General features: G+C 42.6%; 12 protein-coding genes. 2 read left to right on the top strand and 10 right to left on the bottom strand.

The window, feature by feature from the left end:
* Positions 1–26: 26 nt before the first annotated feature.
* The 3 genes from BB427_RS06740 to BB427_RS06750 all read right to left on the bottom strand — a co-directional run bounded on the left by BB427_RS06740 (position 27) and on the right by BB427_RS06750 (position 4,518).
* Positions 27–998 carry an ATP-grasp domain-containing protein gene (locus BB427_RS06740; RefSeq protein WP_069019769.1) on the bottom strand — a complete coding sequence of 324 codons (972 nt, stop codon included), beginning with the start codon at positions 996–998 and terminating at the stop codon, positions 27–29.
* A 169-nt stretch (positions 999–1,167) separates the two neighbouring features.
* Complete coding sequence (locus BB427_RS06745; protein ID WP_069019772.1) at positions 1,168–2,457, bottom strand: Glu/Leu/Phe/Val family dehydrogenase; 1,290 nt, start codon at positions 2,455–2,457, stop codon at positions 1,168–1,170.
* Between the two features lie 87 nt (positions 2,458–2,544).
* Positions 2,545–4,518, bottom strand: a complete 1,974-nt coding sequence (locus tag BB427_RS06750) for a UvrD-helicase domain-containing protein (protein WP_069019774.1) — start codon at positions 4,516–4,518, stop codon at positions 2,545–2,547.
* Positions 4,519–4,708: 190 nt separating this feature from the next.
* Here BB427_RS06750 and BB427_RS06755 point away from each other — a divergent pair, with 190 nt between their 5' ends.
* Positions 4,709–6,898 (top strand): carbohydrate binding family 9 domain-containing protein, encoded by a 2,190-nt coding sequence (locus BB427_RS06755; RefSeq protein ID WP_069019776.1) that lies wholly within the window; start codon positions 4,709–4,711, stop codon positions 6,896–6,898.
* Between the two features lie 19 nt (positions 6,899–6,917).
* Here the strand turns inward: BB427_RS06755 and BB427_RS06760 are convergent, their stop codons facing one another.
* Complete coding sequence (locus tag BB427_RS06760) at positions 6,918–8,966, bottom strand: winged helix-turn-helix domain-containing protein (RefSeq protein ID WP_069019778.1); 2,049 nt, start codon at positions 8,964–8,966, stop codon at positions 6,918–6,920.
* Between the two features lie 493 nt (positions 8,967–9,459).
* Positions 9,460–9,921 carry an HPP family protein gene (locus tag BB427_RS06765; RefSeq protein WP_045989087.1) on the bottom strand — a complete coding sequence of 154 codons (462 nt, stop codon included), beginning with the start codon at positions 9,919–9,921 and terminating at the stop codon, positions 9,460–9,462.
* Positions 9,922–10,039: 118 nt separating this feature from the next.
* Between BB427_RS06765 and BB427_RS06770 the strand changes: the two genes are divergently transcribed.
* Entirely contained in the window at positions 10,040–10,570 is a 531-nt protein-coding gene (locus BB427_RS06770) for a TetR/AcrR family transcriptional regulator (protein ID WP_069019782.1), read from the top strand.
* Here BB427_RS06770 and BB427_RS06775 read toward each other — a convergent pair.
* From BB427_RS06775 to cyoC, 5 genes are all read right to left on the bottom strand, one after another.
* Positions 10,560–10,871, bottom strand: a complete 312-nt coding sequence (locus tag BB427_RS06775) for a YciI family protein (RefSeq protein WP_045989089.1) — start codon at positions 10,869–10,871, stop codon at positions 10,560–10,562. The genes BB427_RS06770 and BB427_RS06775 overlap by 11 nt on opposite strands.
* Before the next feature lie 20 nt (positions 10,872–10,891).
* Positions 10,892–11,119 (bottom strand): hypothetical protein, encoded by a 228-nt coding sequence (locus tag BB427_RS06780; RefSeq protein ID WP_017218863.1) that lies wholly within the window; start codon positions 11,117–11,119, stop codon positions 10,892–10,894.
* Between the two features lie 138 nt (positions 11,120–11,257).
* The gene (cyoE, locus tag BB427_RS06785) at positions 11,258–12,136 is read right to left on the bottom strand and encodes a heme o synthase (RefSeq protein ID WP_039492343.1); all 879 of its coding nucleotides are present in this window, start codon (positions 12,134–12,136) and stop codon (positions 11,258–11,260) included.
* A 13-nt stretch (positions 12,137–12,149) separates the two neighbouring features.
* Positions 12,150–12,509: a cytochrome o ubiquinol oxidase subunit IV gene (cyoD, locus tag BB427_RS06790; protein ID WP_069019785.1), complete on the bottom strand. Its 360-nt coding sequence runs from the start codon at positions 12,507–12,509 to the stop codon at positions 12,150–12,152.
* On the bottom strand, positions 12,509–13,129 hold the full coding sequence (gene cyoC / locus BB427_RS06795) for a cytochrome o ubiquinol oxidase subunit III (RefSeq protein ID WP_010606488.1): 621 nt from the start codon (positions 13,127–13,129) through the stop codon (positions 12,509–12,511). The genes cyoD and cyoC overlap by 1 nt, the downstream gene beginning before the upstream one ends.
* Between the last annotated feature and the right edge of the window lie 3 nt (positions 13,130–13,132).

Here is a 13,132-nt window from a genome sequence, read left to right on the forward strand (position 1 = left end):
TCCTTTCTTGTTATGACGTAGCGGTATTATTCCGCTGCTTTTTCTTTGCTCGCTTTAGTGCCGTTACTGCTCTTCTTTGATTGACCAGTGCGGTTAAAGATCCCTAAGCGAATTCGAATAAAGTGTAAAATCTCTCTCGCCACATCAATGTCTACAGCCTGTTCTAGCCCTTCAAAACCTGGACTTGAGTTTGCTTCACAAACTTTAAAATGCTCTTCATCGAATAATAAATCGATGCCAGCGACATCTAGATTCAGGATATTAGCGGTTTGTGTTGCTAGCCATTCGATTTCAGGGGTGATCGGGTGGGGGCTACCTTTTGCACCTAAACTTACGTTGGCCTTAAAGTTCTTACCGCCAGAATTACGCTCCATACAAGCGACAGCACGACCACCAATGGTCAATACACGTAAGTCTCGACCATGACTCGACTTCACAAAACGCTGCAAAATGATATTTGCTTTTGGATTTGTTGCTTCAATAAGTTGCATCAAATCATCAAATTCACCGCGTGATTTAGACAAAAATACGCCGCTGCCCTGCGAGCCTGATAGCGTTTTAATCACCACCGGGAAACCAATTTGCTTCTCTACCAGTTCTATATTTACAGGGAACTTAACCAACATGGTTTTCGGTGTTGGTAAGTTTTGCTCTGCAAGGATCTGCTGCGCATACAGCTTATCTTTTACGGTTTCGATAGACTGCGAAGAGTTAAAACAATGTACGCCTAAACGTTCAAGGTGACGAATAATCGCAAGCGTAAAGTAAGTCGTGCCTGCACCCATACGCGGCAGTACAAAGTCAGGTAACGCAACCGGCTGACCATCGATTAGAATACTTTCTTCATCTTCTCTGGTTACCAATAGATCGAATTGATCAGGTGAGTAAACTTGAAGATCAATACCTTCTTCCTTTGCCACCGCCATCAATCTATCTATTTCATAAATTTCAGGTTTTAACAAACTGGCAGAGTCTTTGTAAATGATCCAACCGCGCATACGAATTGCCCCTTGAGTAGCGGAATAAGAGGGTCGCTGTTGACACGAATTGTTAAGTGAAAACACCTAAGCAGGTTCGTGTATCACCGGCCCCCAAACAAAAGCGCGATTATGTGGACTCACCCGAAAACAGTACAGCAAAAAAAATTTATCGACACAATCTAAAAAACTACTCACGATTTTCAAAGTAAGATTGTGTCCCGTGGGCTTCCAAGGCGCTCTCAATCCGTTTTAACGCCAGTTTGTATACGGCATCTCGCATCTCAAGCCCTTCATCACTTCGCAGCTGCCACGCCGCTTCAAACGCACTCGATAAATATTGCGCCAATTTATTTTGCACAGTATGTTCGTCCCAAGCCTCACCTTGGCGATTCTGACACCACTCAAAATAGCTTACGATAACGCCGCCGGCATTAGCTAAAATATCAGGGATCACTATCACGCCCTGTTCATGCAAGATTTCGTCGGCGTCCGCCTCAATCGGTCCATTGGCAATTTCGACAATATACTTTGCCGATACTGCTTTGGCGTTATCTCGGGTGATTGCGCCGGATAGCGCTGCGGGCACTAAAATGTCTACATCCAGCGCAAGCAGCTCTTCATTACTCAGCACTTTATGTTCAACGCTTTCACAGACTGAATCATCACAATACACGGCTTTAAGCGCTTTGTTACGTTGCTTTTCTTGATAAATGCTTTCTATATCTAAGCCATCTTTACAGTAAATCCCGCCTTTTGAATCGCTTACTGCAACGACTTTATAACCCGCTTGCTGCAACAGCCTTGCACAGTGATAGCCACCGTTACCAAAGCCTTGAATAGCTACTGTTTGTTCTGCTTTATTCCAATTATTTTTTTCACTAAGCCGCTCTATCATTAAAAATGCACCGCGACCTGTGGCGGACTCTCGCCCTTCACTCCCTCCAAAAATAAGCGGTTTACCAGTGATCACGGCTGGACTTTTTTTACGGACGATTTTCTCGTATTCATCCATCATCCAACCCATGATCCTGGCATTGGTGTACACATCCGGTGCGGGAATATCTTGATCGGGTCCAATAAAATCAGCATTAGCTCTAATATATGCTCGAGCAAGGCGCTCAAGCTCCATCGGACTCAGTGATTTAGGGTCAACGGTTACGGCACCTTTACCACCGCCAAATGGCACGCCAACCGCCGCACACTTTAGTGTCATCCAAAGGGCTAAAGCTTGCACCTCACTCATATCAGACTCTTGGTGAAAGCGTATTCCGCCTTTTGTTGGGCCTAGCAAATCATTGTATTGACAACGATACGCCTTAAAATAATCAAGCTTACCGTTGTCACGACGAATTGAAATGTTGCTCGACAGCGTTCTTTGAGGCTGGGCTAACGCTTGATAGGTAGACTCGTTAATTCCTGTTTTTTCGACTATATGATTTAATCTTTTCAATGCGTCTTTTAGTAGATCCGTACTCATCCTTTCCTCGCTTATTTTTTAATTCAACAAGTAATTGTATGAGTGCATGGCGCAAAAAGATCAAGTCCATCAACATGGGATTAATAATTATGCGATTTCCTCTAAAAAGTAGGAAGGTGCATCGTTTGGCGCTAGTAAAAAGCATTGTTTCTTCGCTCTGGTTAACGCCACGTAGAATAAGCGCCGCTCTTCTGCGTCGGGAAATGCCCCTTGTGCAGGTAAAAGCGCATCGACAAATGCTGGTGTTTTTACCTGTGACGGAAAGTTTCTATGCTTGAGACCAAATACTATCGTAAAGTCTGCTTCAGTCCCTTTAGCACCGTGAAAGGTGTTATGTGAAATAATAAGTTCTGGATAGAGCTGTCGCCACTGCGCAATCTTTGATTTATCAGGTAATGCTCTGTGATTTCTTGCCAGTAGGGCAACGGAAGCTTTTCCTTCGTTGCGCTGCTCGATAAGATTAAGCAGTTGTTGCGCCTGCGACAATTCGTCATCCACCATAACTTTTACCACACCCTGCCCCGCTACGCCGGTGGTATGAGAAGTGATATGCTTGGTTATTTGTTCTGGGTTGCGGCAAATAAACTCACTCGCCGTATCTAAAATGGTTTGAGGATAACGGAATGTTTTATCCAAATATGTGGTCGTCGACTTACCAAAATAGCGAGTAAATTCGGTAGTTAGGCGCATATCGCCACCACTAAAGCGATAAATAGCCTGCCAATCATCACCAACGGCGAACAATTGCGAGCCAGCTTTTTTATCTAGCAGCACCTGAATGAGCTTTGCCCGCACACGGGAGATGTCTTGAAATTCGTCGACCAAGATGAACTTCCACGGTGAAATAAACTGACCAGACTCTACGTAATAAATAGCCCGCTCCAGCATGTCATCGAAATCGATGCTAGATTCATTGCTTAAATACAGCTGATATTCCGCAAGAACTGGCATGATCACACTCATTTGATTGCTAAATTGCGTCAGCAGTTGCTCAACCTCACCCATTATTTGAGCATGCTTCATCAAAGGTAATACCTGACTTATCAGGTCTATCGCCTGTGACGCTTGCTGTGTGCTCGAACTTTTCAGAAATAGCGCAAAGTCTCGCTCAAAGTGGCTTTCTTGTCGCAACGACTGCACGGTGTCTGCAATAAATTGTTTAAATAGTTTTTTATCCGTTGCTAGAGTTGAAATTGTTGGCTTTGCCCCTGTAACCGCTTCGATGATCTGCATGCCAAGCGAATGAAAGGTAGAGCAATTTAAGGTATCACAGAGAGGCTGACAGCGTTGACGCATCTCCGTCGCGGCATCATTACCATACGCAAGCAATAACAGCTCATTCGCCTGAGCTAATTTACGATGCAAAAGATACCCAACTTTGGCCTTGATAACGCTTGTCTTACCCGTGCCTGCGCCAGCAAGCAGTAATTGCCTGTCATCCTGGATCACACAAGCCTTACGCTGAGCTACTGTAAGGGGATTTGATTCAACGCTGTCAAAATAGTTAGCGTCTTTTGCCAAGTAGTGTTCGACAAAAGCAGACTGAAACTCAGCAATATCACGCTCATTCCAAACTGCAATTTCTCGTACTGTTGCTACTTGAGGCTTTAACGAACTTGGCACGATATTGTCATCTAGGTGCTGCCAGCTGGACCATAAGGCACTGCAAACATGACGTACTAGAGTTTGATTATGATGGCTGAGATATCGACGCGTTAATAACTGCTCGATTTTACGAATTTTGACTTGCAAGTGCTTGCCATGGTGTAAGATCCACAGTCGTTGCAATTGTTGCACTAACTCATCTGCACCTAGATTTTTAACACTTAACACATAGGTCTCGTGACCCTGTTTGATCAGGACTTTTTGAGCAAGCCAACCACGCTGAGGTGCTGGCGGAACTGTCATAGCGCTAAAGGGGATGAAACTGTCAGCAGATTTCGACTTAAGGTGGAGGCCTTCTTTCGTACATTTGGCACTACGTACCCCATAAAACAGCCGACTAAAGAGATGTAATGCTATCAATTGGTCAATCAGACAAAGTAATTCCGTTGCAGCCATACTAGCACGAAACCCAAAAATGCGCTTAATGAAATTTTGTCATTGCTATTTATTACCATTGATTTCAATTAACTAGACACCTTTTCATCACCATAAATCACCTTTTTGTCATCACAATTCTCGCCTTTATCACTTTTTTATACAGCGACTGCTGCATCATTTATCTATCCATCGTAATGAGAAAAATAATATGAAAAGTACTTTTAGCCAGAAACCCCACTTGATTGCGCTTTGCGTCTTATCCTGCATTACTTCCTCTTATAGTGAAGCAAATTGGCAACAGTTCACTCAGCCCGAAACACATATACCTAAAACCAATATCAAGCCCATTATTGATGGCAAGTTATCTAAAGGTGAATGGCAAGATGCGAGGCTGATTGAGGATTTTGTGGTATTTAGACCCAATGTTGGAGACCAGCCCACTCATAATATCGAAGCATATGTCAGCTATGACAGTGAATTCTTTTACGTGGCAGCAAAAATTTACCAACCAAAACATACATTGACCGACAGAGTACTCTCCCAAGGTGAATATATGTGGGACGAAGATTACTTTGGTCTAGTGCTCGACACAAATTTCGATAAATCCGATGCATACTTATTTCACGTCACTCCCTCCGGAGTAAAAGAGGATGGCCTTGTTGATGGCACCAGCTATATCGCACAGTGGAAAACGCTTTGGCATGCCAAAACTTCCGTAGAAGCAAACAGTTGGTCAGTTGAGATTGCGATCCCAATGCAATCCATCTCATTTGAGCAAAATGCCGCACTATGGGGGTTGCAGTTAAGGCATAGAACAGCAAGCCCGAACACGCAGATTTACTGGAACGTCAATAACCCCAACAATTATGCTTGGCACACTAATCAACTGGCACCAATCAGCGGTCTTCGCAACTTGAAGCAAGGTATCGGCCTAGAGCTAAAACCAAGCCTAGCACTAAAAAGCACTAATAATGAAAAAAGCGAGCTCACTCCTGCACTTGATGTGTTATACAAGCTCACTCCAAACCTATCAGCCATGCTGACTCTCAACACTGATTTTTCTGGCACAGAAGTGGACGAAGTCCCTTTAAATACCACTAGGTTTAGTCAGTACTTTACTGAAAAACGTGATTTTTTCCTGCAAGATAGTCAAATTTTCCGCTTTGGTGGCATGGATGATACCTATTCAAATGGCATGCCTTTCTATTCAAGGCGCATTGGGCAAGGTCGCCAATCCGGTCTGTTAGACATCAACTGGGGTACTAAGCTTACCGGGCAGATTGGTAACACTCGCCTAGGCATATTGAGCGTAAACCAAGAGCAAGATGCCATGCAGTCAGAAGATACTCAATTAAGTGTTGCCCGTATCATTCACCAAGTTGTAGATAAACATCAAATAGGCGCAATAGTGACGCACGGTAGCCCCAATGACCAATCAGATAGCAGGCTATTCGGTGCAGACTATCGTTATCAAGGAAATATATTTAAACAGTTTCCTGTTGATGCACATGCCTATTATCAGGTAGCGGAATCGGCGTCACACAATGCTATTTCTAATGAAGATAATAAGTCTTACGGTGCGTCGATGCGCCTGCTCAATGATACATTTTACATGCGCAACCGTTTTCAGTATGTAGGAAAGAACTTTAATCCTACTTTAGGTTTTGTGAACAGGAAAGATCTAAAATACTATGAAACGGTGAGTCACTACAGAATACGACCGCAATCAGGTTGGTTAAGTGAGCAGGTTAATTACTACCAATTTACCGGCTTTTATTATTTATGGGAGGACACGCAAGGTAAGCGTGAAGGACAAAGCATTTTTATAAGACCGCTACAAATCGATTTTAAAAGTGATGATTTTTTCTTCTTCACGCACAATCGCTATCAAAGGATGTTAACAAAACCCTTTAGCTTTACGAATAAACTCACTTTTGTGCCTAAGGAATATAATTACAACCAAAACGAAATTTACTTCAGTAGTGCCAATAGCAGACCTATTTATGTCACTTCCCGCATCACTAAGGGAGAATTTTATGATGCTGAGCTAGAGCGAGTCAGTCTTGACCTAAACTACCGCCCGAACAGACATCTATTTTTAAACTTGAGTCGTAATATGTATTACTATGAAAGAGATGGTATTAATGATCAGCTATTCAACACTCAGCTCAAAATTAACGTTGCATTTAACACTGAGTGGTCTTGGAATACGTTATTACAACACAATAACCAAACTAACAATTTCTCGCTATTTAGTCGGTTACGTTACGAGCCATCTCCAAATGCTGTCTATATCGCTAGCATCAATCGCGGTTACGACTTAGGATCTGGCTGGCATGAACGTGTAGAAACCACCGATGAGACGGCGATAAAACTAGCTTACACATATAGATGGTAAGGATCACATATTATTTTCTCTACTGTGCTCGGGTAGTGTATAAGTCACTACTAAATGCCCGAGCACTGGCATAAATAATTTGACCATCTCTAACATCAAATCCGTAATAACCATCAAAACGCTTTTGGCTTAATCGCTGTAGCGAGTCATCATGAATCTTATAGGTAGTGAGTGTTGTCTCTTTATCGTTACCGACATAAAGCACGCCTTTTTCTATAACACCTTGGTGAAAATGCGCTATTTCACCAAGTAAAGCCCCATTTTTCATCTGACCATTGAGAACATCAGCTAAGTTGAACCGATAAAGTTCGCTTTGCTGATTGTACACATACACAGACTTTTTATCTGCTTTATCAACCATTAGCCTTACCCATGATGAAGGAAGCTCTGCAACTAATTGTAGTTGACGGTTGTAGACTCTAACTTTACGCGTCTTATTTTGCTTCACTGTAATAGCAAATAACGTAGAATTAATCCAAGATTGGGCAAAGCCATAACCGTCTAAGTAGGTTTGCTGTGTTACCTTTCTCTCTTCATTGTCAAGCAACCACAATTGGTGATTATCGTGATTAAGTAGCACAAACCTATCATCGGGAGAGACAGAAAGGCCTCTCAATACTGCATGTTCTGCAATAGGAAAAATGGGTGTAGCTCGTTGTTCTGGAGCTTGAAAATAGATGTAACTATGACCAGCACGATTGGAAGCAAAGTAGATCCCGACTTGATCGTTTGCAAATGCAGGTAATCGCTCATTGCCGTTGCTATTATCTAACTCAAAACCTGCTGTTTGCCAATTTAGATCAATGTTTTTGTCGTATGTTGAGTAAATGTAATCTTTTTCATTGGGATGGCGCGCTAACTCACAACAAATTCTATCCCCCAAACTTACAAGCGTTTGTTCCTTGTCATTTTGCGTATTAAACAGTTGTAATTGGGTCGGTTTGGAGGCCGACACATAGACAACATCACCACCACCTTGTCCCCAAATTCCAAACTCAATTTGTTGCTGGATATCAGCTAGCATGGATAAAGTTTGCGACTCGATATCAAAGTCAAATAAGCGGCTGATGCCTTGGCTATTATGAGCTATTAATAACAAATCATTTGAATCGGGTTTTAAATCCACAGAGACAAAATGCCAATCTTGAGGCAAAGCAATGTTGACTGGCTCAACCCCACTTTCAAAATTAACTTTATATAATGTATTTCTATGCTCATGATTTCTGGCATGTCCCAACAACCATATCGCCTCTTGCTTGGTGGCATAGGTAAGCCGGTGAGCAACGAGATTGTCACAGCCTAACCGCTGAACATGTGCTCGCTCAATGCTGTTTGTCTGTTCAGTAAAAGGAGCTTTGAACCAACCGCACTGACCTTCGTTATAACCATTAAAAATAAGACTCGTCGACGTTTGCGCAATTAAAGACTCAATGTAGTACTCTCCACTGCTCACTTCAGTACCAACATCATCGTGATTATTACCGAGATGTTTCATCCAAAGTGTATTCCCATGACCTCGAGTATCATTGATAAAACTCACTGAATTCCCTTTTGGGGCGACAACCAAACTACGCTTGGCACCCAAAACCCGAGTCAATACGCTGTTTTCACCATAGCTCAGCTCAGTATCTTCAATACTGTTCCAAACGAAAACAGCAATAACGAGCAAACCGATCAACGCGCCACCAAGTACCTTATTATTATAACTAGAGCTGCTTTTCAAATATCTTTGATAATTAGGACCTTTAACATCACCGACCGTACTTATTGAAGCAATAAAGCGATAGCCCAGTTTAGGCACAGTTTGAATATATTGTGGAGATTTAGGGTCGTCATTTAGGGTTTTTCGTAAATTAGCAACCAATTTGTTGATAGCGTTATCGGTTACAATCACACCTTGCCAAATCGCATCTTGTAACTCATCCCGAGTAATTATTCGATTGGGATTGTCGAGGCAAAAAACCAACAATGCGACCATTCTCGGATCAAGTGCGACAACTTGCCCGTGATATGTTAATTCATAGGCTCCAGTATCAAACTGAAACTCGCCAAATTGAATACGCTCCAAACTACATCTACTCCATGTAAGGCTTATTGTTATTCTTATTTACCAACCGACACTATAAGTTTGTTTGGCGTCAAATAATTAAAAAATATTTGAATCGTTAAAGTGTTTGCTAAAGCTTAGTCTATAACAATTACATTAAGTAAACGAGCCCTTTTGCAGCGAGGAAATGGCCTCTTAGTAAGGCTCCCACCCTTTGCAACCACCAATACGGTTACCTCTAAATAGGCCCAGCAAAAACTTTACTATGGTAACTACTCTTCGGATAACTAATGCCTTTCCAGCTGGATAAGAAAATAATTTAATGTGATAAAAAATAATACGTTAATCCATTTTTTTACCTACACCTTAGGTTATTTCGTTGCGAAGCTTTTGACACATAGAATAGAGTATTTAGCCTTTTAAATTGGTTGGAAAGTGAATTTGATTGGTATTATGAGGACAGCAGACCATTGCAGTCTGCATATTAAATAAAGTGAAAATTGCGTGATTAGTATCAAGCAGCTGTTATTGTAGTTAGCTTTGTTTTAGCCACTAACGTTGCTTTACCAACCAGCACAAGCACCACTGCACCAATAATCACAGGCGTAAATAAAAAGCTCCATCCCTCTAGTGCCAACATGATCAGTATTGGATTCGCGCCAGCCGGTGGGTGGGTGGTTTTTGTTACTAACATACTAAATACGCCAAGCCCCGTTGCTAATGCCAAAGTGAATTCGTTAACACCGATATACTGCGCAAAAATAATCCCGATTGTAGCGGTAATGATATGTCCAAAGATGACATTTTTAGGCTGCGCAAGTGGACTTTCAGGCACACCAAATACCAGCACTGCCGTCGCGCCCAAAGGTGCCATTAAAAAAATATGCTCAGCACTTATCGTTTGACTAAACGCCAATATTGCAATTGCGATAAACGCCCCCGCTCCAGCAATTAAAGCAAGTTGTATTTCTCTCATTGTATTCTTTCCCTTTCCAAAAGGTAGACCAGCTTGTCTACCACGCAAATAGTAGACAAGTTGGTCTACTTCTGTCAACCTATAATCACGCTAATAAACATGACTGAATGACTGACTGATGAGTACAAAAAGACAACAACTGATCGATTGCGCAATGGGACTGTTCTATCAACATGGCATTCATGCCATTGGCATTAACGAAGTATTAAAGTCATCTGGTATTGCTAAAAAAACCCTGTACAACCATTTTGAGAGTAAAGAGGCGCTGGTGCTTGCAACACTTGAGCAGCGGCATCACCTATTTATATCTTGGTTATCTCGTTGCCTTGAAAATGCTCAAACGAATGAACAGCTCGCAGAGCAGCTATTTTCAGCGCTAGATCAGTGGATTAATAATAAAGTGGCAGTGCTGGGCGATTTCCGTGGTTGTTACTTTATTAACACGGCGGCAGAATTTGGTGAGCTTACCAATCCAATAAATCAACTATGCCAGCGGCACAAACTTGCGGTAAAAGCGTTACTTAAACAAGCGCTCAACGGCGCTGATGATGCTGCTGTCGAGCGCTTGTTTCTATTGAGCGAAGGGATTATTTCAACGGCCTATACCTGTCACGATACGGACGTGGCCAAGCGGGCACTCAAGAATTAAGGTATTTCTCCACTTCTGTAAAGCAAGATGCAAACTTGCTTGGCACAAACTCGATAATGTCATACCGAGCCACTTCGGCGACATAAAAGGGATCTTGACGAACAATATCAAGTAGCTCAGCTTCACTACTCGCCTTTGCCAAAATAACCCCACCAGTTCGTGGGATTTTTCTGCCAGAGGCGATAAAAGTACCATTGGCATAGAAGCGATCTAAAAACGCGATGTGAGGGGCGAGCAGCGGCTCTACCTGTTCAATTTCGGTAACATAAGTAAGGTTAACAATAAATATTGAAGCTGACATTAAACTATTTTCCTGTGAGATTATGGTTCTGATTTGGGTGCTTTTTTACGTTGTTCTTGTTTGGCTTTCGCGACATTTTTAAAAACGGGTGGTGGAATAGGGAAAAGCGAAATGAGCGGCATTAAAGCCAAAAATAGATAGGCGCCTTTTGGCATTTTTTTGGCCCATAGCACGACCTTAAAAAGTAAAAAGGACGCGATAAAAATCGCCGTAAATAACAACAATACTTCTGTGATCCCTATATCCATTATTATCTTCTCATCTATTCAATAAGCTGGATATGGAGATAAAACGGGTAAAAAGCAAGCGACGTAAAACAAATAAGATAAGAACGAAAAAAGGCCCCGTGGGCCTTTGGATTTTAGTTACTTTGGGATAATCTGCGATCAGTACAGCATCGCAGAAACTGTGCTGTGATTATCAATCGCCATCGCGATACTTAGGACTGTGATATTGACTATTGAGAATGCAAATACTTGCCTCGCCCAACCATGTAAATCTAAGTCTCTTTGGTATCCTTTTAGCGCCATCAATAACCACCAAAAACTGGTTGTACAGGCCACCGCCATAAATGCTATGCCGGTATAACCGCTAAGCGGCAGTAACATCACCACGAGTGCATAAATGGCGATATACAAAACAATGTGATGCTTGGCCTTTTCAACACCTTGCGCGACTGGCAACACCGGAATATTCGCGGCCCGGTAATCTTCAAAACGGAAAATCGCAATGGCGTAAGAGTGCGGCATTTGCCAAAGACAAAACATCAATAATAAAATGGCAGCGCCAGAGTCAAACACCCCGCTTACTGCGCAGTAACCAACCACAGGAGGCACTGCCCCAGACAGGCTACCAACCACCGTGCCATACACTGAGTTTCGTTTCATGTATAAGCTGTAAACACCGACATAAATAAAAAACCCAAATGCGGCAAAACCCAGCGCAATCCAATTGGTGAAATAGGCTAAGAGCCCAAAGCCAGATAATCCAAGTACCAGACTATGTGACAGTGCAGCAACTGAGGAAATTTCCCCAGTTACTGTCACGCGAGTTTTAGTGCGAGCCATTGCCGCATCGATATCCCTGTCGATGACATTGTTAACTACACAACCTGACGCAACGACTAAAGATAGCCCTAGCAGAGTCAAGGCAAATAGCAGCCAATCAACTTCACCTCGAGAGGCCAATAAAAAGCCTCCTGCGACTGAAATCAAGTTTCCCATAATGATCCCAGGTTTTGTCACCTGAAAATAACGACGCAGCATGACTACTCTCCTGTTAATACATCATCATGGCGTTCGATTCGTAGATGATCCAGACCGACAGCCCCACTACCATCACAATAATCAACGCACTAAAGATAAAGGAAAGCGTGCTTGCCTTGCCTTCTTCCGTAACAAAATTCAGGTGTAAAAAGTACTTTAGGTGCACCCAAATTTGCACTAACGCGGTTGTCACTAACGTCCAAAATGTCGTGCTAGATGACAAGCTGCCACTCATCACGGCAGCAAAAGGAATGGCTGTCAAAATAACGGATAGCACAAAACCAATTAGATACGACTTCACACTACCGTGGCTGTCGTGTTCATGCTCATGAACATCCATCTGTACTAACGCTTGAGATTCACTATGGCTCATTACATTGCCCCCATTAAATAAACAACGGTAAATACACAGATCCACACGATATCTAAAAAGTGCCAGAACAAGCTTAAGCAACTCAAACGCGTTACCGTTTGTGGCTTAAGACCACGACGTGTCACTTCAATCATCATCACAGTCATCCAAATCAAGCCTGCCGTCACGTGCATGCCGTGCAGACCCACCAATGAGAAGAAAGAAGTCAGAAAAGCACTATGCTGCGGTCCATGACCATGTACTATTAAGTGATGGAATTCATATACTTCCATACCAATAAACACCGCACCAAAGGCAAATGTCACCGCAAGCCAAGATAAGGTTTGCGACTTTTTCTGTTTGTTTGCCGCTATCATGGCAAAACCAAAGGTAATACTACTTAACAGTAGGGCCGCGGTTTCAACCGCAACAAAACCCAGCTCGAATATGTCTTTGCCAGATACCCCACCTGCCGTGTTCATGTACAACACAGCATAAGTGGCAAAGAAAGAAGCAAACAACAAACAGTCCGTCATCAGATATAGCCAAAAACCGAATACGGTATTTGAACCTGTGTCATGATCTGCATGCTCGTGAGCATCTTCTAACGCATGCAGCGTAGCGGGAGTAATTGCACTCATGAA

Origin of the sequence: Pseudoalteromonas sp. BMB (assembly GCF_001709235.1) — a bacterium.
GTDB lineage: Bacteria > Pseudomonadota > Gammaproteobacteria > Enterobacterales > Alteromonadaceae > Pseudoalteromonas > Pseudoalteromonas maricaloris.